This window comes from Agathobaculum faecis (assembly GCF_014287995.1).
Lineage (GTDB): Bacteria > Bacillota > Clostridia > Oscillospirales > Butyricicoccaceae > Agathobaculum > Agathobaculum ammoniilyticum.
On sequence record NZ_JACOPL010000005.1, the window covers coordinates 35,182 to 58,182 of the forward strand.

Sequence of the window (23,001 nt, forward strand, 5' to 3'; positions counted from 1 at the left end):
AGAAAAGCAATGCTTGAACGGGTCATCCAACAGATCAGAGACAGCGATACGCTGAGCCGTACTGGGAAAATAGAAAATATTATTGGCATGTCCATTGAGGCTTCCGGTGGGCGGGGGGCGATGGGAGACATATGCCGTATCTATTCTGCGGAGTCCAACAGCCAGGTGCTGGCTGAGGTGGTAGGCTTTAAAAACGAGCATATGCTGCTGATGCCTTACCAGAATATGAGTGGACTCGCCCCCGGAAGCTTTGTGCGCAATACAGGGCGGCGGCTTCGTCTGCGGGTGGGGGACTTCCTGCGCGGACGTATCATTAATGCCATGGGGCAGCCGATAGACGGAGGGACGGCTTTCCCAGAGGGGGAAAGCTACTATGTTGACAGTCCCTATATTAACCCGTTGACAAGACCGCCGATCCGCGAGCGGATCGAGTTTGGTATCCGTGCGATCGATGCGACGCTGACGATTGGGAAGGGACAGCGCATCGGTATTTTTGCAGGCTCCGGTGTGGGAAAATCAACGCTGATGGGTATGATTGCAAAAAATGTGAAAGCGGATATTAACGTGATTGCTCTGGTGGGCGAGCGCGGGCGAGAGGTGCTGGAATTTGTTCAGAAAGATCTGGGGGAAGAGGGGATGCGGCGCTCGATCCTTGTTGTTGCAACCTCGGACCAGCCGGCGATGCTCCGCATGAAATGCCCTTCTGTGGCAACTGCAATCGCGGAATATTTCCGTGACAAAGGGCTGGATGTCCTCCTGATGATGGATTCCCTGACGCGCTTTGCAATGGCGCAGCGCGAAATCGGACTGGCCGTGGGAGAACCACCGGTAGCGCGTGGTTACACACCGTCCATTTATGCGGAGTTACCCAAGCTGTTGGAGCGGAGCGGAAATTTTGAAAAAGGTTCGATCACCGGTGTGTATACGGTGCTTGTGGAAGGCGACGATACGAACGAGCCGATCGCAGATACAGTGCGCGGTATTTTGGATGGGCATATCGTCCTCTCGCGCAAGCTGGCAAACGCGAACCATTATCCGGCAATCGACGTATCGGCCAGTATTTCCCGCTTGATGGTTGAAATCGCACCGCAGGAGCATATCAGACTGGCGAGTGAACTGAGAAATATATTGAGCATTTATGAAAAAAATGAGGATTTGCTTGCAATTGGTGCTTACAAAGCAGGAACGAATCCCAAGCTTGACAATGCCATCGCTAAAATAAGCAAGATAAACGCATTCCTGATGCAGGGGATCAACGAATCCTTTACCTATGAGCAAAGCCTGCAGCAAATGCGGAAAATTCTCCAGTAAAGCGATGAAAAGACGGGGAGCTGCGATGAAAAAGTTTCATTTTTCAATGGAAATGGTGCTGCGTTATCAGGAGCAGCGGCTGGATGCGCTGCGTGCCGAGCATGCGGCTGCTATCGCAAGGACCAGAGAGCAGGAGACGGTTGTGGACCGCCTTACCCAAAGCTTCCGTTCTGTAAACGAGGAATATCGTGTCCGCAAGGCGCATGGAATGACTGTTGCGGATGCGATGGGCTATGACCTTATGCTACGGACACAGGAAAAGGAAATACAGGCTGCGGCAAAGGCTCTGGAAGAACTGCGCAGGGTAGAAGATCAGAAGCGGGAAGCGGTGATTGCAGCCAAAAGAGATAAGGCGACGATTGAAAAGCTGAAAGAAAAAAAGCTGGACGCCTATCATAAGCAGGAGCAGAAAAACGAGGAGCAGATGATTGATGAATTTGTGTCGGCTGCACGCGTTGTTTCCAGAATGGCGCATTGACAGCGGTGCGGTGAAAGGAGGTGAGGAAGAATGAATACGGAACAGATCGCGTTGCTCAAATCACTGTTGCAGTATTCTGCAAAGGGCAACGTAAGCACGGACGATCCGCCTAAAAACGATTTTCAGGATCTGCTTGCACGGAAAAAGAACGACGCCGCAGCCCCGCAGGAAATTGATGGGGAGATAGAGGTGCCGCAGGGCAGCGGAGAGCCACCAGAAAAATTGCAGGAGGCGAATGGGACCGAAGAAGCCGCGGCGGCGCAGCAGTTGATGGCGGCGCTGGCGGTGCAGCAGTTTATTGTGCCAGCGGCAATTGAAGAGCAGCCGGCTGGCGGCGGTGTTCCTGTGGTAGCAAACCTGCCGCAGCCAACAGTCGATCCAATGGTGACGGCAAAGGGGACGGGTGTGCAACAAGCGGCATCGGAAGTGCAGAACGTGCTGCAGCAGCCGGTAGAGGAAATCGCATCAGAGATACCCAGACAGGTACGGCAGCCAGAAGAAAGAGGGCAGACCGTCCAAACAGGTCAGTCGGTCATAAAGCAGAGCGAGCCTACGGTGTATCTTTCGACGGCTGTAAAGACAGATGGAGAAAATACGCCCGGGCAGAGTACTACTGAAGACGCACAAAAGCCGGTACAGGTTACCGTCGCACAGGCGGAACAGCCTGTGTTCCAGAATGTGGAAAATGTGCCGGTGAAGGTAGCGGACGCTGCACAAGCCGTGGATACGGCGTCGGCTGATATGGATGCCCGTATAGCGGATACCGTGCGTGCGGAACTGAAAAACACAGGCGATAAGGTGGAAATACAGCTCAAACCAGAGCACCTTGGAAAGATTACGATTGAGCTGACGCAGACCGCAGGAGGCATTGGTTTGTTGATCCATGCGGACAATGCAAAGACTGCATCCCTGCTTGCACAGCATGCGGGCAACCTGGGAGCACTGTTGGAGGACCGAACTGGACAGCATGTTCAGATACAGGTGCCACAGCAGGAGCACCAGCAGCCGCAGTATGATGGGCATAACCGGCAGCAGCAGGAACGGCACCAGAACCATCGGGCGCAGGAGCCGGCAATCAGCCAGGAAGAGCAGGACAGCTTTTTAGGCCAGCTCCGTCTGGGACTGTACCAGATGGAAACCGTATGACAAAAAGGAAGTGATACAGAATGAGCGATTTATTTGCCCCCACCGTGGCGCGGGCCTATGTGCCGGATACGCAGAGCTCCGGCTCAAAAAAGACGAAAGCAGCAAGCGATAATTCCGGTTATCTGGATAACGGAAGTTCAGATAATCTCGCCCTGACAATGGAAGACTTTCTGCAGCTGATGATCGTACAGTTTCAGAATCAGGATATTGAAAACCCTGCTTCAACAAGCGATATGATGAACCAGCTGATGCAGATGTCCACAATTCAGGCAATGGCCACGGTTACGGATGCGGCCACAATGTCCTATTCAGCCTCGCTGGTTGGAAAGACTGTGACTGTGGGCGAATATGTGAATGGCAAGCTGAACGAGGTCGTTGGAACCGTGACGGGAAGCGCACGCGAAAACGGCGAGCAGGTGATTTTCGTGGATGGCAAGAAGTATAAGCTGAACTCGATCATGGCAGTCGGGGAACTGCCGCCGGTAGATGAAGAGCCACCGGTGGAGGAAAAACCGGGCGACGGAACCGAGGAAAAACCGCCGGTGGAAGAAAAGCCTGAGACCGATCCGGACAGCGGTGCGGATGAAAAACGCCTATGATTGAACGTCTGAATGGTACGTTCCCAGCAGCGGGAACGGAGCGGCGTCAGACAGCACCAGAGACCGGTACGTTCGGTGACCTGCTGCGGCATCGCCTGGAAAGCATTGGCGTCGAAGCACAGGAGGGCGGTGTGGCGCTGTCCAAGCATGCACAGCAGCGTGCAGAGGAGCGCGGCATTGAAATAACGGGTGACCTGATGGCGCGGCTGAACGATTCGGTTGGACGCGCACAGGCGAAGGGCGCAAAAAATATCCTGGTGTTTGATGCGACACGGGCGTTTATCGTGAATGTACCGCAAAGCCGTGTGATCACAGCGATCTCACAGGAAGAAATGAAAGACAATGTATTTACCAATATTGACGGCGCTGTTCTTTTGTAAAGGATAAAGAAAGCAGGACCCCACAGGGGGAGGCTTTGGAAGCTCGTCCGTTTGACGGCTTCCGGCAGCGCGATGCTTGGAAGGAGCAATATCGTATCTTATGACAGGTTCTATGTATGCTGCGATTGCGGGCCTGCAGACCCACATGCAGAAGATGAATGTAATCGGAAACAACATTGCCAACGCCAATACATATGGCTTTAAGCCGGGCGTGACCTCTTTTACGGAATCCATGTACACTTCGAGCAAGGCAAGTACAGCGGGCGGCGCGCAGTACGGCGGCACCAACGCCGCGCAGATTGGCTATGGCTCCAAAATTGGCTCGATCGATCTGAACTTTGCACAGGGTACCTATGCGGCGACCGGTACAAACTCCCACCTGTATCTGGATGGCAACGGATTCTTTCTGGTAGGGCCAAAGCCGTCGAATATACAGGGAATCAATGACGACGGTACTACGGAAGAGATCACAGGCTATTACGAACCCGATCCCGATAACCTGACCCTGACCCGCGTGGGCAATTTCTGGCTGGACGGCGACGGGTATCTGGTGACTCCGGATGGCAACTGTGTATACGGCTTCATGCCGCAGGGTACAGATCAGATTACCGAAGGGGCGGGCAGCAATATCATGACGGATGCAGAGGGCAATGTCGTGTGGAACACCTGCCTGCAGCCGATCCGCCTGCCGCTCGCAGCACCCAAAGGAGACGGTACGGGTATTAAGGAGAACGGCGCGATGTATCCGGTCCTGGATGACCAGGGAGCAACAAACCAACTGGAATATCCCCAGAATGGTGGTGAGGATGTCAATATTAATAAGACGGTACCAGCGAGTGCGGTTAACCTGAGTGTTGGTCAAAACGGCGTAATCACTGCCGTTATTGACGGCGGCGATCCGATTACAGTCGGCGTCATCGCGGTAGGGAGTGTTATCAACCCGAACGGCCTGACCAAGCTTAGCAACGGCTATTACCAGGGTGGTAATAACGCGGGTGATATGACGGTCGGCACTTGCACCGGTGTTTTAGGCGATGCCTATCTGAACAATATGCCTGCCGATACGGCGACGTCGGATCTGGCGATCGGCAAGGGCGGCACGACCAAGATTATTGCAGGCGGCCTGGAATCGTCCAAGACCGACATTGCAGTTGAATTTGCCGACCTGATCACTGCACAGCGCGGTTTTCAGGCGAACACAAAAATCATTACTGTGACCGATGAAATGCTTTCCGATCTGGTAAGCATGAAGCGGTAAGGCAGGACGATAAGCAAAGGCTGGCAGGGCGGGCGCGTAAATTGCGCGCCCCGCACCCTGCATTGTATGGGAAAGGGGTAGTACAATGATCCGCTTGACAAAGCTGAACAGGGAACCATTCCTGTTGAACCATATGCAGATTGAAACCATTGAACTTATTCCGGAAACCAAAATCATTATGATGAACCATGACTATTACATCGTGCGGGAAACACCGGAGCGTGTCGTTGCCCTGATTGAGGAGTATACGGCCAAGGTGCGGGATATTTATCGGGAAATCACGATCTCTGATAAGCAAAACAGGGACTGGAAATAGATTGAAAGAAATATAGAAAAAATATAGAAAAACCCGGACAGGGGGACTGGCAGCAAAATGAATCTAACATTTATCATAGGCATTGTGTTTGGCTTTTTCATGATTGTCTATGGCATTATCATGGGCGACACCCCGACTGCGACTGACTTCACTCAGCTGGAACAATTTGTAGATATTCCCAGTATTTTAATTGTAGTTGGCGGCACGCTGGCAACGGTTATCGCGGGCAATCCCATGAAGACTCTGGTAAAGTTCCCCAAGCATTTGAGCATCATACTGAACCAGAAAAAGTTCAATCCGGCAGGCATTATTGATGAAGTGGTTGAATTTGCTCAGATCGCACGAAAAAATGGATTGCTGGCATTGGAAGAGCCGGCGAGTCAGCTGGAAGACCCGTTCTTTAAGAAAAGCATCATGCTGATTGTGGACGGTAACGACTCGGAAAAAGTGCGTGAGATGCTGACAAGTGACATCGACCAACTGAGTGCGCGGCATGACGACGTTGCTTCCATGTATGAAAAAGGATCCGCTGCGGCGCCGGCATTCGGTATGATCGGCACCCTGATTGGTCTGGTCAAGATGCTGGCTGGTATGGGAGAATCAAGCACGGGAGCAAGCGATATTGGACCGGCTATGGCCACGGCGTTGATTACTACGTTTTACGGCTGTATTTTGGCGCATCTGGTGTTCAACCCGATAGCGAACAACCTTCGTACACGAGATGAAGAGGAATGCCTGTGCCGCCAGCTGGTCGTAGAAGGCGTTATGGCGATCCAGTCTGGCGAAAACCCGAAATTTATCAGGGAAAAGCTGGAAGGTTACCTGGAGCAGCAAGCGACTGGCGGAGAAGCTGGGGAATCAGGGAAAAAGATGAAGGGCTCCAGAAAAGAAAAATAATGATCTGCCTGCGGTATAGGAGGGGCGATACGGCATGAAACGAAAAAAGGGCGGTGGCGGTGGCGCAAACTGGATGGATACCTATGGCGATATGGTAACCCTGCTGCTTTGCTTTTTCATTATGCTGTACAGCATGTCGACAATTAATGAAGAGAAATGGCAGCAGTTTGTGCAGAGCTTCCAGCGGCAGCCTTCTTCGGAGGCTGTGGGAATGGGAGGACAGGATAAGGTAGAAACGACTGAACAGGATGTGCAGGAGGCTCTCACACAGATTGCGGCGGCACTGAATGAATACAGCGCAGAGAATAACCTGCAGCAGCAGATGACCGTCACCCAGGGGGCAGATTATGTGTTCATTACCTTCCAGAATGCGGTTTTCTTTGCGGGCGACAGTTGGGAGCTGCTTGACAGCGGAAAAAGGATGCTGGACGAGGTTGCCAAGGCAATACAACCGCAGAGCAAACTGATTGACGAACTGCGTGTGATGGGACATACCTCACAGGGTTCCCCTGATAAGGCAAACGACCCGACGGTGGACCGTTTCCTGGCCTCGAACCGTGCGGCGACAGTAACCGTATATCTGCAAAACAAAAACGTAGTTGATGCGGATAAGCTGGTGAGTGTGGGCTATGGGCAGTGGCGGCCGATCGATGGCTTTGACACCGAGGAAGAGCGGGCGCACAACCGGCGTGTGGAACTGATGGTCACGGGACTGGATCCCGGCAGCGCCGAAAACAGTGTGGAGAAATATTTCACCATGCGCGAGGGCGCGTTGGAGGAGTAATAACAGTACGCAGGTAAAAGGATTTGTTATAACATGTCTGAAGTTTTATCACAAAGCCAAATAGATATGCTCCTCAACGCGGCGAGAAATGGCAATATTGACGCGGGAGTGGGGAATACCGCACAGTCTGAAGAAAAGCGGTATCCGAAATATGACTTCTACAGCCCTAAGAAGTTTACACGCGACAGGCTCAAGATGGTGAGTAGTGTTTTTGAAAGCTATGTCAGGGTGTTGTCCTCCCGATTGAACGCAATGCTGCATCTGGCATGCGACCTTGAGGTCGAGTCCGTCGAGGAACAGCGGTACTACGAGTTTTCCAATGCCTTGAGCGAACGGGATGTGCTGGTGCTGGTGCAGGATACGCTGGAGGATACGGGGGAAAAGGAGCCGATCCTGCTCCATATCACGACAGGCATCATGGTGAGTATGATTGACCGCCTGCTGGGGGGAAGCGGCGACGTAGAGGGCGAGATCGGATCGGATTATGAGTATACGGATATAGAGCTGAGGCTGTACACAGACCTTATGCGGAGCATGGTGGACTGTTTGGACAGCGCTTGGAAAAATTATATTGATATCGGATTCCGGTTTAACCGCGTCGAGGTCAATCCGACGCTGGTTCAGTTGATCGGGCTGGATGAGGCCGTTGTTATCATTGGTATAACAGTAAAGACGGCTGTCAGCAGCGGACGCTTCAGTATATGCCTGCCAGGCACCATGCTGAGCGACGTGTTCAGCCAAATGAATCGGGAAACCAGCAGCATGCGCCAGCCCAATAAGCATGACAGCGATGAAATTATGGATTACCTGCGCGCCTCGGAGCTTCCCATTATTGCGGAACTGCAGCACACAACGCTGAGATTGTCAGATATTTACCATCTGCATGTTGGCGATGTGATAGATTTGGGACAGCCGAAGGATTCAAAGGTATTCCTGAATATAGGGGATAAGCGTTGGTTCGACGGCACCATGGGAGTGTTTCAGAAAAATAAAGCGGTTCGGATCGATAAGACCTATGTGCTGTCTGAAATGGGGCGCTTAGAAGATGAAGGAGAGAGGCAGTAAGAATGGCATCGAGTTTGTTTAGCCCAATGGCGATGGATGCAATTGGAGAGATTTTCAACATCAGTTTGGGCTCTTCTGCAACGGCTGTTTCCAATATGCTGGCGCGGCGTGTGGACATCACAACGCCCAAGGTATCGCTTGTATCCGCCGAAAATTTCACGCTTGGCGACCTACAGCCCGCAATCGGTGTAAAGATCGATTACATAGCCGGACTGACCGGAAGCAACATCATGCTGCTCAAACGGAGCGATGTGCGGGCGATCGCGGATATCCTGCTGGGAACGGAAACCAAAGACGAGGACTTCCAGATCAATGAGCTGAACATGAGTGCGATTTGTGAGGTCATGAATCAGATGATGGGGGCTGCATCCACCGCAATGTCTGATTTTCTCAATCGCATGGTGAATATCTCAACGCCGCAGGCGTTTGAGATACAGAGCTTGGATGAATTTGTGCGGGAATATTTCCCGTCAGGTGGAACGATGGTTGTCGTCCGCTTCCAGCTTAGCATTGAAAATGCAGTCGAAAGTGAATTTATGAGCGCGCTTAGCATGGATCTGGCGCGTGAACTGCTGGAGGGCTTTAACATTTCCGGTGCCGATGTCGGCCTGCCGGAGGAGCCGTCGCCACAGGCGGCGGCATCCCCAGCTCCATCGCCTGTGGCAGAGCAGGCAAGCGTCGGCGCGGCGTTGAGCCAGGATGAGATTGAAAAGCTGCTGGCACAGAATATGCCTTCCGCGGAAGTGTCGGCAGAGACACCGCAGCAGGCAGCCGTACAGTCGCCACAGGAAGCGGCACCTGCTCGTGCAGCTGAGATGCCGCAGCCTCAGATGCAGATGCCATATCCCCCGTATGGGATGCAGATGCCATACCCGCCCATGTATTACATGCCTCAGCCGCCGGCGGAGCCGAAAACAATCAAAACAAGCAGCCCTGTCATGCCGGAGCTGGACAGCAGGACGGCGCAGCTAACGCAAGAGCAGGAGGGCAATCTGGATTTGCTGATGTCCGTACCGGTGGACGTGTCAGTCGAAATCGGAAGGACGCGCCGGCGGGTAAAGGATATTTTGAATTATACAAAGGGCTCTCTTGTGGTGCTGGACCGATTGGCAGGGGATCGGGCGGATCTGTATGTCAATGGAAAATGCATTGCCAAAGGTGATATTGTGGTAGTTGACGATAACTTTGGCATCCGTATTGCCGAGATTATTGAACCGTTGGAACTGGAAGACCTAAGCAAGTAATTATAAAAAAGGATGGTTTTTACAATGGCGAAGATTTTACTGGTGGATGATGCGGCTTTTATGCGCATGATGGTCAAAAATACGCTGAATGAGAACGGCTATACCGACCTGTATGAGGCAAGTGACGGCGCGGAAGCAGTTACGAAATATGCAGAGCTGAAGCCCGATCTGGTGATTATGGATATTACCATGCCGAACATGGACGGTTTGGAAGCCCTGAAAGCGATTCGTAAAGCGGATCCAAACGCCTCGGTAGTGATGTGTTCTGCAATGGGGCAGGAGGCAATGGTAATCGAGGCGATCAAGTCAGGCGCCAAGGATTTCATCGTAAAACCCTTTAAGCCGGACCGTATTATTAAAACCGTAAGCTCGATCGTGGGCCAGGCCTGATATGCCGCCCTTGCTTTCACTGGCAGGGATGCTGCTGTGTACAGCGGTTATATTGTTCCTAGCCTACTGGGTAACGCGGAAAATTGGGCTGAGCAGCGGCGTGGGGAATGCGGGCGTGGGCAGCCGGATGCGTGTTTTGGACAGGCTGCCAATAGGGACCGGCCAGTCCCTGCTGGTTGTTCAGCTTGGTGAGCAGTGCTTTGTTCTGGGAGTATCCAAGGAGCACATCAGCCTGATTGCCGAGTTGACGGAGGAGCAGGCGCAGTTATGGAAGAAATCGGCTGCGGTGCATAAGGCTGACACCGCTCCGGCGGCTTTTTTTGAGACGCTTTCCCGCAGGCTGCATGGAAGAGACGATCAGGATAAGGGGGGATAAGGGGCATGCCCGAAGGACTGATCAATGTAAATGGAGATAACGTCCAGACGCTGGAGGTATTGTTCCTTACCACAGTCATCGCGTTGCTTCCGTCCATCCTGGTTATGATGACCTCCTTTACCCGGATCATCATTTCTCTGTCTTTCCTGCGCAGTGCGATAGGGACACAGCAGAACCCGCCCAATATGGTGCTGATTGGGATTGCGCTGTTTTTAACACTGTTCATCATGAATCCGGTTTTAACGGAGATACAGCAAAACGCATATGAACCATATCGGCAACAGGCAATCACGCAGGAGCAGGCGATTGAACGCGCGGAGGTCCCGCTGAAGCGGTTCATGCTGCGGCAGACCGAGCAGTCCTCGCTGAATATGTTTTGTGATCTGGCACAGGTGGATGCGCCTGCGTCCGAGGAGGAGGCGATGGCGCTGTCCATGCGGGTGGTCGTTCCCTCCTATATGACGAGCGAGCTCAAGCGAGCGTTTGAGATCGGCTTCTTTCTGTATATCCCCTTTATGCTGATCGATATTGTGGTTTCTTCCACATTGATGAGCATGGGTATGATTATGCTCCCGCCGGCGATGATCTCCATGCCGTTCAAGCTGCTGTTGTTTGTCACGGTGGATGGATGGCAGCTGTTGTTTTCCACGCTGGCGCAGGGCTTCCGATAGCGGTTGAGAAAGGCGGGTGCCATAGTGGATCAAAATCAGGTGATGGATATTCTGCGGCAGGGGATGTGGGTTGCAGTCAAGATCGGCGGGCCAATGCTGATTGCAAGTATGGCGGTCGGCATACTGGTTGCTATTTTTCAGGCGGCGACACAGATCCATGAGCAGACGCTCTCGTTTGTACCAAAGCTGCTCCTGATCGCAGTATTCTGTATGGTGGGCGGTGGATGGATGCTGAATACCATGCAGGACTTTACAAGAATGATTTTTACACAAATGCTGGGATAGGCGCACAGGGAGCAAAAAGATGATAGATGAAGCGGGGCTGACATTGTTCCTGTATATCCTGATGCGGATGACAGGCTTTGTTGTTTTTAATCCGCTCTGGGGACGGATGAATGTGCCGGCTATGGTCAAGGCCGGAGTGAGCCTTGTTATGGCGGTCTTTGTCGGTGCGTTTGCCGTACAGAATGCTGTGGCTGTGCCGGCAACGGCAATAGAGCTTGCGCTGCGGCTTTTATTGGAGCTTGCGCTGGGTTATCTGGTTGCAGTGGTCATGCATTGCTTCTTTTATGTGCCGCTTCTGGCGGGACATATGATTGATGCGCAAATGGGGATGAATATGTCCGAAAACTACGATCCTGCTATGGGGACCAATGTATCCCTTACCTCTACCTTGCTGAATATCATGCTTGTCCTGCTTTTTTTCTCTGCGGGAGGGCATATCACACTACTGCGCATTTTACTCGATTCAGGCCGTATTATTCCATTTGGATCGGCTGTATTAGGGGAGCAGGCGGTTTCCAGCCTTCTGGAGCTGTTCGCTTCCTGTACAGTGCTGGCACTTAAGCTCAGCCTGCCTGTTTTGGCTGCAGAGCTTATCGGGCAGCTGGGAATGGGTATTCTGATGAAGGTAATACCGCAGATCAATGTATTTGCTATCAACTTTGAATTAAAGATCCTGCTGGGGTTGCTGTTGGTGACATTGCTCATGCCGCTGATGGGGGAATTCCTTTTGGGCATGGAAAAGCAAATGCTGGTGGCAATCGAGCAGATGATAAAAACGACAATATTATAGTATTGCAGCCGGAAAGGGGGGAGCGGGCATGGCGGCTGGAGAAAAGACCGAAAAAGCGACACCAAAACGGCGCCGTGACGAACGAAAAAAGGGTAATGTTTTGATGAGCCGCGACGTGGTCGCAGTGGCAACCCTGTTTGCCAGTTATGTGACGCTTCGCATTGGCTTGCCTTTGATGGCAGAGGCTATGGCCGCGCTGGTACGCTTTTGCATCGGGCTGGTGGGAAGCCTGCCGACCGGCGGCGCGAGCGCCATAGGGACTGAACTGAAGGCACAGTCTATGATGGCGTTGGCGCGGTCCGTCGCGCTCCCTCTTCTTATCACTATATTGGCAGCGGTTGCCGCAACATTTGCACAGACAAGGCTTCTGGTGTCATTTGAGGCGCTCCGGCCCAAGTTCAGCAGACTGAATCCTTTGCAGGGGATCAAACGGCTTTTTTCACTGAAAAGCATTATAGAGGCATTCAAAGGCGTGCTGAAAATAGCGATACTGCTGTTTTTGATCTACCGGTTTGTGGAGGGAGCGCTTTTAAAGTTTGCCCAGTATATGAATATGGATCTGGCAAGATCGATTCAGTCCATGCTGGAATTGGGGCTTGGCCTGTTGCTGGAGGTGGCGGCAGCGTTTCTGGTGATTTCCTTTTTTGATTACCTGTACCAATGGTGGGAATTTGAGCGACAGCTCAAAATGTCCAAACAGGAGATTAAAGAGGAATACAAGCAGATGGAAGGCGACCCGCAGATTAAAGGGAAAATTAAAGAGCTGCAGCGAAGAATGGCGCGTTCGCGCATGATGCAGGCTGTGCCGGGCGCGGATGTGGTCATACGAAATCCGACGCACTTTGCGGTCGCATTGCGTTATCGCGCCGGACAGGATGCAGCTCCGGTTGTGGTCGCCAAGGGGCAGGATGCGTTGGCCCTGCGTATTGTAGCCGTAGCGGAGCAAAGCGGCGTTGCGGTGGTCGAAAACAAGCCGTTGGCGCGGGCGCTGTATGCGTCGGCCGAGGTTGGGCAGATGATACCGGCAGAGCAATATGGTCCGGTGGCAGATGTGCTGGTTTATATCTACAAGCTGAATCATAAAAAACCGGTTGGTTAAAGATATAGGGAAGTAACGGTGAAACGATGAAACGAATTTTTGACAATGTCATATCTGTGTTCGTGGTGGTCATCGTGCTTTTTCTTCTGATTCCGCTGCCGCCATTCCTGCTGGACGTATTTTTTATTCTGAATATTTCATTGTCGCTGATCATCCTGCTGATCACGATGAATATTAAGGAGCCGCTGGAATTTTCAATTTTTCCGTCGCTTCTGCTGATCACGACGCTGTTCCGTCTGGGACTGAATGTTTCCTCAACGCGCCTGATCCTGTCTGAGCAGGGGGAAGCAGGGCAGGTAATCAAGGTCTTTGGCGAATTCGTTATTCAGGGCAACGTGGTTATCGGCGTCATCATATTTCTGATCATTGTATTGATGCAGTTTATCGTAATCACAAAGGGAGCGGAGCGCGTGGCAGAAGTCGCAGCGCGTTTTACGCTGGACGCCATGCCTGGAAAGCAGATGGCGATTGATGCAGATTTGTCCTCCGGTATCATAAACGAACAGGATGCCAGACGCCAGAGAGCGAAAATCCAGCGGGAAGCAGACTTCTATGGTGCAATGGACGGCGCGACCAAAATCGTAAAAGGTGATGCGATCATGTCGATCATCATCACCTCGATCAACTTTATCGCGGGCTCAATCATTGGCATTGTACAGTCTGGCATGGAACTGAGCGATGTTCTCAGCATTTACTCGATTGCAACGATTGGCGACGGCTTGGTATCGCAGCTGCCGGCGCTGATGATTTCCACAGCTACCGGCATGATCGTAACACGTTCGGTTGCGGATGGAAGCCTGAACAACGATGTAATCCGTCAGTTTCTGGCGCAGCCGCGCGCGCTTTCGATTGCGGGGCTGATACTTGCCATATTTGCGGTCCTTCCCGGTACGCCGCATGTTCAGCTCATATTGATCTCGGCTGCTCTGTTTCTGGTCAGCCGGCGGGTAACCAGCCAGATGGAGGCGCTGGAACGGCAGCAGCAGGAACTGCCGGCGGCACAGGAAGCTGCAAAACGCGAGGCGGAAGCACAGCAATCCGAGATGGATTATTATAAAGATATTAATAATGTGTACTCGCTGATCAATATCGAGCCGATCGAAATGGAATTTGGATATAGTCTGATCCCGCTGGTTGATGAATCGAGCGGGGGCAAGCTGATCAGCCGTATCGTTATTTTCCGGCGCCAGTATGCACAGGATATGGGCTTTGTCGTGCCGTCTATCCGCTTGCGTGATGTGGCGATGCTGGGGACCAACCAGTATGTCATCAAGATTAAAGGGGAGGAAGTGGCGCGCGGAGAGATCCTGACAGATTATTATCTTGCGTTGGAGCCGCCGAATCCCGCAGGGGAAATCGACGGGATTGAAACCATAGAACCCTCCTATGGGATCCCCTCTCGCTGGATTCTGCCCGAAAATAAAGAAATGGCGGAGATCTATGGCTATACAGTGATCGACCCGCTTTCGGTTATGCTGACACATTTGTCGGAAACGATTAAAAAGCATACCTATGAAATCCTGAACCGTGCGGAAACCATACAGCTTGTGGATAACATGAAGAGAATCGCCCCCCAGTTGGTGGAAGAGGCGTTCCCCAACGTTATCTCCTATGCAATGCTGGAGAAGATTCTGAAAAACCTGTTAAAAGAAGGGATACCGATTAAGGATATGGTGACCATCGTCGAAACGGTTGTTGACGCGGTAGCGATTACTAGGGATACGGATTTGATTACCGAAAGCGTGCGTGCCCAGTTGAAGCGGACGATTACCCACCGGTTCTGCGAGGATGGAAAGCTGAACGTAATTACACTGGATGCAGAAGTGGAGAAGAAGATCGTGGCAAGCCTGACGAAAAATGAACAGGGCGTTTATCTTGCCATCGGCCCCGAACTGATGCAAAAGCTTTTGTCACAGCTGGGGGAATATGTAAAAAAGTTTGCCGAGCTTTCGCAGAAGCCGATTCTGCTGACCAGCCATATCATCCGGATATATTTGAGCAGGCTGCTGGAACAGTTTTATCCGGATATAACAGTGCTTTCCTTTAATGAGATTATTACAAACGTGCAGATTCAGTCGCTGGGAAACGTTACGCTTTGATCTGGCATAGCCCGGAAGATGAGAGAGGACGGGAAGAGGCGTTTTGGAAGAACAGAAGCAGTGGGCAGAGCTGTCGAACGAGGCGCTGCTCGAAGAGTATAAGCAGTCCGGTGATAAGGAACTGAAAAAGGTTCTGGTGATGCGGTATGCCTGTCTTGTAAAAAATGTGGCACTAAAGCTGCGTGGGGTTTATGCCAGCTTCGCACAGGTCGATGATATTATTAACGAGGGGATCATCCTTTTAATGAATGCTCTGGATAAATTTGATCTGAGCCAAAATGTAAAGTTTGAAACCTTTATATGCAAACGCCTGCGCGGCATGATTATTGATGTTGCGCGGAAGCAGGACTGGATCCCCCGGTCCGTGCGCCGACATATGCGGGAGATCGATGAGGCCAATGGGCAACTATATACTCGACTGGGCAGGGCGCCAACAGATCAGGAGGTGGCAGGGCATCTTGGTATCAGCGTGGAGCGCTACCAAGCAGAGCTTGCCAAGACTGCTTTGTGCAATGTGCTTTCCCTGGACATGATGCTGGATGAAAACGATTCCGACACATTGGTGAAAAAGCTGCCGCAGAGTGACGCGGACGCCCAGCCGGAGGAGCGTTATCAGAAGAAGGAGATGCAGAAAGTTTTGCGTGACAGTATTGCAGGGCTGCGGGAAAATGAGCAGGTTGTTCTGTCACTGTATTATCAGAAGATGTTGCAGATGAAAGAGATAGCAAAGGTGCTTGGCGTAAGCGAGCCACGTGTTTCTCAGATCCATTCCAATGCGATCCGGAAGCTCCGAGCCGCAATGACAGCCTATATATATGATACATAACGAGGGAGGAATACGCAGTGTATAAAGGATTTTACGATCTGACCTCGGCCATGCTCACGCAGACGAGGAACCTGGATGTGATCGGCAATAACATGAGCAATACTGCCACCACAGGCTATAAAGCAGATCGCTATGCGGACACGACCTTTGATGAGGTTATGCGCAGCCGAGTGGGGAACAAGCAGAAAGCCCCGCAGGCATTGGGTACAACGACGAGTTATATCACAGCGCTCGATGAGGTATATACCGATCACTCCCAAGGTGGGCTGGAGCAGACGGGGCTTCCGTTCGATTTTGCCATAGAAGGGGAAGGATATTTTGCCGTTCAAAGTGCGTCGGGGCGGGTATATACGAGAAACGGATCGTTTATGCTGGACGATCAAGGTTATCTCTACCTTGCTGGACAAGGGCGCGTACTGGGACAAAACGGACAGCCTATCTATCTGGGGACGGATCATATCACTGCCTTAACTGATGGTACGATCATGGGGCCGGACGGGCGTGTGCTGGGAGCCTTGGGCGTATTTGCATTTGCCGATCCAGCGCAGACGCTGGAAAAGACGGGGGAGGGGATGTTCACTGCCAATATCCAGCCGCAGGCAGCAGGCAACCGGATAATCCACCATAAAATGATTGAGCGCTCCAATATTGACCTGGTACAGCAGATGACCGAGATGATGACCTGCCAACGTGCCTTGCAGAGTTCATCGCAGTTAAGCAAAATGTATGATCAGCTTATGACGAAGACTTCGACCGAACTTGGGCGAGTTTAAAAAATCGAAAGGGAGCCTTAAAGCATGAATCAGTCCTTTTATGCCGCTTCTGTTGCAGTATCGCAGCAACAGAAACGGCTGAACGTAACAGCCAATAATCTGGCAAACGTCAATAATGCCGGCTTTAAAGCGGAAAAAGCGCAGTTTTCCGACCTGCTTTACCGGAACTGGACGGGACCCGATAATGCAGCCCTGCCGCGTGGGTCGGGCAGCCGCATGATCCAGACGGCGACGGATTTTTCTCAGGGCGCCATGATGACGCGGGAGTCCGGCCAAAACTATGGCATAGAGGGACTCGGCTTTTTTGCCCTGCTGAATCCACAGAGCAATGAAATATGCTATACGCGCTCTGGCGCTTTCCACTGGGGAAGTGTCCAGCGCGGAGAGCAGGCGGTGTTCTACCTGTGCGACAGCGACGGGTATTATGTGCTTGATCAAAACAGGCAGCCGATTGAGTTGACCAATGGTACGGAAGCGGCGTATCCCGTTGGTGTATTTGATTTTGCCAATACGGATGGGATGCAGCATTTGGGCTCTAACAAGTTGCTTCCAGTTGCAAAGAACGGCGCGCCGCTTCCAGCAACAGGCAAGGCGATGAAAGGCGTATTGGAAGCATCTAATACAGACATTGCAACGGAGTTCGGTAAGGTGATCGAGGCGCAACGGTCTTTTTCCTATGCGCTGAAGATGCTGCAGACACAGGATGAAGTGGAGTCAACAATCAACGGCTTAAGGACCTGATAGGAGAGCAAGTACGTGAATTTACGAAAATATGAGGAAATGAATTCACAGCAGATCGATGCACTGCGTGAAGTAGGCAGTATAGGGACGGGAAATGCTGCGACAGCTTTATCCGCATTGTTGGGCTGCGAGGTGCGCATCCCTCTGCCAGAGGTTCAGGTGCTGGAGTTCAACGACGCTGTAGAAAAGCTGGGTGGCTTTGAAACCGTTTCTGCAGGCATCATCTCCAGCCTGAGTGGAGAAATCAATGGGTTGATGCTGGCGCTGGTGCAGCTGGATGCAATCAACCTGATCCTGAAGCACATTATGGGAAAGCAGATCGTCAGTTATGACGACCTGACAGAGCTGGAGGATTCAGCGGTTATCGAGGTCGGGAACATACTGATCTCCTCTTTTGTCAATGCGCTGTCCGGACTGTCCGGCGTCAAGATCGTGCCATCGGTACCCCAGCTGACGATCGATATGCAGGGAGCGATCATTACCGTACCAATGGCGGCTTACGGCAACCAGTCGGATTACATTATGCTGATCGGGGGCAGCTTTCTGGTAGAGGGGAAGGAGCTTCCCTGCCGGCTGCTCCTTGCGCCGGATGTACGTTCGCTGAATTATCTTCTGCACAGGTTGGGAATTGACGGATGAATAAGCTGACAGTCGGCATTGCCGATATGAAAATGGCACGCGATGAGGGCGTTTTAATTACCTATGCATTAGGCTCCTGCATAGGCATTTGTCTCTATGACCCATTTATCAGGCTGGGGGCGCTGGTGCATGTCATGCTGCCGCTCAATATGGAAGCGAACCGTACCTCGCCGTTGAAGTATGCGGATACTGGGATACGCCTGACGATCAGTAAGATGGAACAAAGAGGCGCGCGGCGCTCGCGCCTGGTAGCAAAGATCGCGGGCGGGGCGAAAATGTTTGACGTAGCAGGGAACGGGAGCCTGGGCAGCATCGGGCAGAGGAACATCGACAGCGTGCATCAGGTGCTGCAGCAGGAGCGGGTTCGGCTGTTGCGAGAGGATGTCGGCGGACGAAGTGCGCGCACGTTGTTATTTGATGTTGCTACCGGAGAGGGCTGCATCAAGGTCGTCGGTAAGGCGGAGAAAATACTTTGACATAACAGCGATCGAAGGAGTGGGAATTATGCAGGAAAACAAGCGCGGCAATATCTTACTGGAATCGGGAACCAACGAAATTGAAATCATGCAGTTTACGGTCGATGATAACCTGTATGGCATTAATGTCGCAAAGGTGCGTGAGATTATGATGAGCGTGCCGGTAAAAGCAATGCCGCATGCCCATCCCGCGGTGGAGGGAATATTCAAGCCGCGCGATGTTGTGCTGACCGTGGTGGATCTTCCATTCTATCTCACAGGGCAGCATTCCAAGCCAAACCCCAAGGATTTGTTTATCGTTACCAATTTCAATAAAATGTATATTGCATTCCGCGTGCATACAGTGGTGGGGATCAGCCGCATTTCGTGGACAGATATTCAGAAGCCGGACAAAACGGTTTCCGGCGGCGAGGAAGGCGTGGCCACAGGCATTGCCCAGTGCGAAGGGCAACTGGTGACTGTGCTTGATTTTGAACGAATCGTTGCGGAAATAGCGCCAGAAACCACAATACAGATATCTGAAATCGAAAAAAAAGGGGCGCGTGCGCAGCGTAGCTGTCCGGTGCTGGTGGCGGAGGACTCGATCCTGCTGTCGCGTATGATACAGGATTCACTCGAAAAGGCAGGATATACAAACCTGCACATGTTCGCAAATGGGCAGGAGCTGTGGGATTATATCGAACCGCTGGCAGAGGAGCCAGCGAACTTGGAAAGGCATGCTGCACTGGTTATCACCGATATTGAAATGCCCAGTATGGATGGACACAGGCTGACCAAGCTGATCAAATCTGACCCGGTGCTGCGCGAGATACCGGTTATTATTTTCTCATCGCTGGTGACTGAGGAAATGCGTGTGAAGGGAAAGGAACTTGGTGCGGACGAGCAGCTATCCAAGCCTGAGATTGGACACCTGGTGGATGTGATGGACGGCTTGCTGGATAAAAAGAAGCAGGCAAGGTAAAAGCGGCCAAAGGGGGCAGATTTCATGGTAAAAAATAAATATATTGTCCGGCAGGCAATCAAGGACGCGGACAGCCATGTGCTGGGATATGAGATTATGTATTCCAACGGAAATGAGGCATACGGAGGGGATACGGGAGAGGATGCGGCGGCTGCGGAAGCAATTTACGACTTCCTGATGCAGAACTCTGAAAAAGCCCTTAAGGATTCCTGTACATTTATGACCTTCACCAGTTCCTTGCTGGCGCGCCGCACACCGCATCTGTTTAAGAACGACTCGCTCATCATTCAAATCGATGACAGTGTAATCATCCATCCTTTTGCCATGCATTTGGTACAGCAGTATGCAAAAGAGGGATACCAGATTGCAGTCAACGATTTTCAGTTTATGCCGCGCTATCTGGGCATGTTGGAATATATCTCCTATATTAAACTCAATATGCAGACAACAGGAGGCAACTCGGCGGAAAATGTCATGCGTGTGGCGCACAGTATGAATAAGCGTGTGATCGCCACGGGCGTGGATGACCAGCAGAAGTTTGACCAGGCCAGAGAACTGGGCGTTTATGGCATGCAGGGAGCATTTGTGGCAGATAAGTTGGCGAATAAGGTGCATCAAAGCGGCTACCTGCGCAGTAATTTCTTTCGTCTGGTTGTTGCGGTTACACGTGAGGAGCCCGATGTACAGGAAATTGAGCAGATCATTTCCATGGATGTTACACTGACTTACAGCCTGCTCAAAATTGCCAACTCGGCTTATTTTGCGCGCCGTACACAGACGACCTCCGTCCAGCAGGCGATTATGACACTTGGATTAAACCAGATTAAGCGCTGGGTATACCTGCTCAGCGCGGGCGACCAGAGCGCGCAGGAGCTGGAGGATTCCGAGGAGTTTATCAAACGGTCGTTTATGCGAGCAAGCTTTGCAGGCGAGCTGCACCGCTATATGAAGCAGAAGCCCTTGACCCGTTCAGAGGCATACCTGCTTGGTATGTTCTCTACGCTGGGCTACCTGATCGATGCGCCGATGGAGGATATCCTTTCGGATATCCCGATGGTGGACGAACTACGGAATGCATTGCTCAGACATGAAGGGACTGCGGGCAAGCTGCTTGAACTGATCATAAGCTATGAGAAGGCAGATTGGAAGCAGATTACGGAAAACGCGGAAGCGCTGGGAATACCGGCAAACCTGCTCACGACCATTTATTTCGACTGTATGGAGGAAGTGAACCGGATGTGGGAGCAGATGCTCCACCCGGCTATGAGCGAAGAGGAGGCCGCCGATGCGCAAGCGGCGCTCACGGCGCAGCCTGACAATGAAAAAGAGTCTCTGCCAAGAGAGGAGAACTAAAAAAGGAGCCATATGGCTCCTTTTTTATGAAAATATCAGGGGAGGTACGGCGCCGTACCTCCCCATTGGCATTATGCACAGGTATTGATATGCTCTCCCACGCCCGGCTGGGCGGGAAGCATCTGCAGAAGCTCCTGCGCGGCAAGCTCCGCGGAGTCCATCGACTTTTTGGCAATTGAGATCGATACGCTCTGCTGTAGCTGTGCCGCATGCATGGAAACCGAAAGACCAGCGATATCGCTCATCATACTCATTTGCGGTTACCTCCTCTTTGCGGGTCCATAAATGCAGGAAAGCACGCGGAAATGCGTGCCTTCCTGTGATGTGTAGGGATAATAAATATTGCAGTACAACAAAAACCTTACTGCAGGAGCTGCAGAACGCCCTGCGGCACCTGGTTGGCCTGCGCGAGCATTGCCTGCGCGGACTGCACCAGAATGTTGTTCTTGGTGTAAGCCATCATCTCGTCGGCCACGTCGGTGTCGCGGATGGTGGACTCGGCGTCCTGGATGTTCTCCGTCATGACGGACAGGTTATTCTGGGTGTGCTCCAGACGGTTCTGGGTCGCGCCCAGCGTACCACGGATAGACGATACGGTGTTGATCGCATCCTTAATGGTCTTGACCGCAGCCTGCGCCGCATCCTGAGAAGCAACGCTGACACCGCTCAGGCCAAGCGCCTGCACGTGTACGTCGCCGATCTTAACGGTCATCTGGTTGTAATCGTCAGACGTGTCGCCGATCTGAAGGGTAAGGCCAGCGCCGTCCTTTGCGCTGCGGAACTCCAAGTTATTGGCATTGATTGTTACGGTGATACCTTCGCTTTCCAAAGCCTTATTCAGATTGGCAATCGAAGCAGCCTTGTCGGCACCAAGTTGCACCGCAATTGCCCCATCCTTGGTCGGCTTGGTAGCCGCATCCTTAACAAACTCATAGGTTTTGCCATTGATAATAACGCTTTCACCAGCAGTAGGATCAGTCGCAGCACCATTCTCTGCCTTTACATAAGAATCCGCGCCAGCAGTAGATGCAACAGCGGTGTTAAGAGCCTTGTCACCAGTAGCGACGTTGACTAGCTTCGCGCCATCCGCACCAGCTACCTTAGATGTAAGAGTAAGACCGCCGGTTGCATCTACTGTAACATCAAAGACGCTGGAAATCTCGCTGTTGGCAGCCAAAGCCTTCTGCATTGCTTCGCCTGTTGTTTTTTGGTCGGTACCACCAGTGTACTTAATATCAACCTTGTTAGCCTTTCCGTTGGCATCAATGTACTCCACAGACATGGTATATTCTTGCTGTGCAGTAGACGCCTCAACTTTGAACGTAGACTTAGTTGCGGTTGCCGGTACCTCAACTGCAGTAGTGGCGTTGCCAATGTCAATAGAACTAATATCAACCTTTGTCTCAGCCAGCGAACCGTCCAGCAGCTTGATGCCGTTGAAGTTTGCGGAATCAGCGATGCGGTCGATTTCGGTTTTGAGCTGGTCTACTTCCTTCTGCAGGTTGTCACGGTCAACCTCGTTGTCGTAGGTGCCGTTCGCGGACTGGGTGGCCAGCTCGACCATACGGTTGAGCATGTCCTGCACTTCCTGCATCGCACCCTCACCGGTCTTTACCAGCGAGATACCGTCCTTTACGTTCTTCTGCGCAGTTTCCAGACCAGTGATCTGTGCGCGCATCTTCTCGGAAATCGCAAGGCCGGCCGCGTCGTCGCCCGCGCGGTTGATCTTGTAGCCCGAGGACAGCTTTTCAAGGTTCTTGGATAGTGCCGAGGTATTGTTGTTGTAGTTGCGGTAGGCGTTCATCGCCATGATGTTATGCTGAATACGCATAATGTTTGTTCCTCCTTGAGCATTACAGGGAAAATCCATTTTCCCCAACAAATTTAATTTTCCTGCCGCGTCCCGTGAGCTCGAACAGGACAGGGCAGAAGTAGTGCTGCGGCGGGCGGCGCCGCCCGTAAGCCGGACCAGGGGATTTATGTACCACCTCAATGGCTGCCGCTATTGGCTTACATATAAATTATCGGCGGTGTATCACATAAA

General features: G+C 52.1%; 27 protein-coding genes. 25 read left to right on the forward strand and 2 right to left on the reverse strand.

Translation table 11 applies throughout. The annotated features are described in order from the left end of the window. The first annotated feature begins 9 nt into the window (after positions 1–9). From fliI to H8S45_RS06510, 25 genes are all read left to right on the forward strand, one after another. Positions 10–1,311: a flagellar protein export ATPase FliI gene (gene fliI / locus H8S45_RS06390; protein WP_107631872.1), complete on the forward strand. Its 1,302-nt coding sequence runs from the start codon at positions 10–12 to the stop codon at positions 1,309–1,311. 25 nt (positions 1,312–1,336) lie between these two features. Next, complete coding sequence (gene fliJ / locus H8S45_RS06395; protein WP_054327085.1) at positions 1,337–1,789, forward strand: flagellar export protein FliJ; 453 nt, start codon at positions 1,337–1,339, stop codon at positions 1,787–1,789. A gap of 30 nt (positions 1,790–1,819) precedes the next feature. Beyond that, a complete protein-coding gene (locus tag H8S45_RS06400; protein WP_054327086.1) occupies positions 1,820–2,935 on the forward strand; it encodes a flagellar hook-length control protein FliK in 1,116 nt (371 codons plus the stop codon). Between the two features lie 20 nt (positions 2,936–2,955). Continuing rightward, a complete protein-coding gene (locus H8S45_RS06405) occupies positions 2,956–3,534 on the forward strand; it encodes a flagellar hook capping FlgD N-terminal domain-containing protein (RefSeq protein WP_107631874.1) in 579 nt (192 codons plus the stop codon). Further along, positions 3,531–3,914: a TIGR02530 family flagellar biosynthesis protein gene (locus H8S45_RS06410; RefSeq protein WP_054327088.1), complete on the forward strand. Its 384-nt coding sequence runs from the start codon at positions 3,531–3,533 to the stop codon at positions 3,912–3,914. The genes H8S45_RS06405 and H8S45_RS06410 overlap by 4 nt, the downstream gene beginning before the upstream one ends. A gap of 100 nt (positions 3,915–4,014) precedes the next feature. After that, positions 4,015–5,172 carry a flagellar hook-basal body complex protein gene (locus tag H8S45_RS06415; RefSeq protein WP_082397028.1) on the forward strand — a complete coding sequence of 386 codons (1,158 nt, stop codon included), beginning with the start codon at positions 4,015–4,017 and terminating at the stop codon, positions 5,170–5,172. An 85-nt stretch (positions 5,173–5,257) separates the two neighbouring features. After that, positions 5,258–5,488, forward strand: coding sequence for a flagellar FlbD family protein (locus H8S45_RS06420; protein WP_054327090.1), 231 nt, complete (start codon positions 5,258–5,260; stop codon positions 5,486–5,488). A 57-nt stretch (positions 5,489–5,545) separates the two neighbouring features. After that, positions 5,546–6,385 carry a motility protein A gene (locus H8S45_RS06425; RefSeq protein ID WP_054327091.1) on the forward strand — a complete coding sequence of 280 codons (840 nt, stop codon included), beginning with the start codon at positions 5,546–5,548 and terminating at the stop codon, positions 6,383–6,385. 34 nt (positions 6,386–6,419) lie between these two features. Further along, positions 6,420–7,169, forward strand: coding sequence for an OmpA/MotB family protein (locus H8S45_RS06430; protein ID WP_107631876.1), 750 nt, complete (start codon positions 6,420–6,422; stop codon positions 7,167–7,169). 33 nt (positions 7,170–7,202) lie between these two features. Continuing rightward, entirely contained in the window at positions 7,203–8,234 is a 1,032-nt protein-coding gene (locus H8S45_RS06435) for a flagellar motor switch protein FliM (RefSeq protein WP_054327093.1), read from the forward strand. A gap of 2 nt (positions 8,235–8,236) precedes the next feature. After that, positions 8,237–9,478: a flagellar motor switch phosphatase FliY gene (fliY, locus tag H8S45_RS06440; RefSeq protein ID WP_054327094.1), complete on the forward strand. Its 1,242-nt coding sequence runs from the start codon at positions 8,237–8,239 to the stop codon at positions 9,476–9,478. A 24-nt stretch (positions 9,479–9,502) separates the two neighbouring features. Beyond that, on the forward strand, positions 9,503–9,868 hold the full coding sequence (locus H8S45_RS06445; RefSeq protein ID WP_054327095.1) for a response regulator: 366 nt from the start codon (positions 9,503–9,505) through the stop codon (positions 9,866–9,868). 1 nt (position 9,869) lies between these two features. Then, positions 9,870–10,244 (forward strand): flagellar biosynthetic protein FliO, encoded by a 375-nt coding sequence (fliO, locus tag H8S45_RS06450; RefSeq protein ID WP_054327096.1) that lies wholly within the window; start codon positions 9,870–9,872, stop codon positions 10,242–10,244. A gap of 5 nt (positions 10,245–10,249) precedes the next feature. Beyond that, positions 10,250–10,915: a flagellar type III secretion system pore protein FliP gene (fliP, locus tag H8S45_RS06455; RefSeq protein WP_054327097.1), complete on the forward strand. Its 666-nt coding sequence runs from the start codon at positions 10,250–10,252 to the stop codon at positions 10,913–10,915. A gap of 24 nt (positions 10,916–10,939) precedes the next feature. Beyond that, positions 10,940–11,200 carry a flagellar biosynthesis protein FliQ gene (gene fliQ, locus H8S45_RS06460; protein ID WP_054327098.1) on the forward strand — a complete coding sequence of 87 codons (261 nt, stop codon included), beginning with the start codon at positions 10,940–10,942 and terminating at the stop codon, positions 11,198–11,200. Positions 11,201–11,219: 19 nt separating this feature from the next. Continuing rightward, a complete protein-coding gene (locus tag H8S45_RS06465; protein WP_107631879.1) occupies positions 11,220–11,990 on the forward strand; it encodes a flagellar biosynthetic protein FliR in 771 nt (256 codons plus the stop codon). A 28-nt stretch (positions 11,991–12,018) separates the two neighbouring features. Then, complete coding sequence (flhB, locus tag H8S45_RS06470) at positions 12,019–13,089, forward strand: flagellar biosynthesis protein FlhB (protein ID WP_147574316.1); 1,071 nt, start codon at positions 12,019–12,021, stop codon at positions 13,087–13,089. Between the two features lie 26 nt (positions 13,090–13,115). Then, positions 13,116–15,188 (forward strand): flagellar biosynthesis protein FlhA, encoded by a 2,073-nt coding sequence (flhA, locus tag H8S45_RS06475; protein WP_054327099.1) that lies wholly within the window; start codon positions 13,116–13,118, stop codon positions 15,186–15,188. 43 nt (positions 15,189–15,231) lie between these two features. Beyond that, positions 15,232–16,014: a sigma-70 family RNA polymerase sigma factor gene (locus H8S45_RS06480; protein ID WP_054327100.1), complete on the forward strand. Its 783-nt coding sequence runs from the start codon at positions 15,232–15,234 to the stop codon at positions 16,012–16,014. Positions 16,015–16,031: 17 nt separating this feature from the next. Continuing rightward, the gene (locus H8S45_RS06485) at positions 16,032–16,787 is read left to right on the forward strand and encodes a flagellar hook-basal body protein (protein ID WP_054327101.1); all 756 of its coding nucleotides are present in this window, start codon (positions 16,032–16,034) and stop codon (positions 16,785–16,787) included. Between the two features lie 24 nt (positions 16,788–16,811). Continuing rightward, positions 16,812–17,528, forward strand: coding sequence for a flagellar hook-basal body complex protein (locus H8S45_RS06490; protein ID WP_054327102.1), 717 nt, complete (start codon positions 16,812–16,814; stop codon positions 17,526–17,528). 15 nt (positions 17,529–17,543) lie between these two features. Next, a complete protein-coding gene (locus tag H8S45_RS06495; protein ID WP_174887850.1) occupies positions 17,544–18,167 on the forward strand; it encodes a chemotaxis protein CheC in 624 nt (207 codons plus the stop codon). Continuing rightward, positions 18,164–18,643 carry a chemotaxis protein CheD gene (locus H8S45_RS06500; protein WP_054327103.1) on the forward strand — a complete coding sequence of 160 codons (480 nt, stop codon included), beginning with the start codon at positions 18,164–18,166 and terminating at the stop codon, positions 18,641–18,643. Before H8S45_RS06495 ends, H8S45_RS06500 begins: the two co-directional genes overlap by 4 nt. A 28-nt stretch (positions 18,644–18,671) precedes the next feature. Beyond that, entirely contained in the window at positions 18,672–19,604 is a 933-nt protein-coding gene (locus tag H8S45_RS06505) for a chemotaxis protein (protein ID WP_107631883.1), read from the forward strand. Between the two features lie 24 nt (positions 19,605–19,628). Beyond that, positions 19,629–20,957: an EAL and HDOD domain-containing protein gene (locus H8S45_RS06510; protein WP_082397030.1), complete on the forward strand. Its 1,329-nt coding sequence runs from the start codon at positions 19,629–19,631 to the stop codon at positions 20,955–20,957. 71 nt (positions 20,958–21,028) lie between these two features. Here the strand turns inward: H8S45_RS06510 and H8S45_RS06515 are convergent, their stop codons facing one another. Both H8S45_RS06515 and H8S45_RS06520 read right to left on the reverse strand, forming a co-directional pair. Continuing rightward, complete coding sequence (locus H8S45_RS06515; RefSeq protein ID WP_054327104.1) at positions 21,029–21,211, reverse strand: YjfB family protein; 183 nt, start codon at positions 21,209–21,211, stop codon at positions 21,029–21,031. Between the two features lie 107 nt (positions 21,212–21,318). Then, positions 21,319–22,788, reverse strand: a complete 1,470-nt coding sequence (locus tag H8S45_RS06520; protein WP_186949833.1) for a flagellin N-terminal helical domain-containing protein — start codon at positions 22,786–22,788, stop codon at positions 21,319–21,321. Between the last annotated feature and the right edge of the window lie 213 nt (positions 22,789–23,001).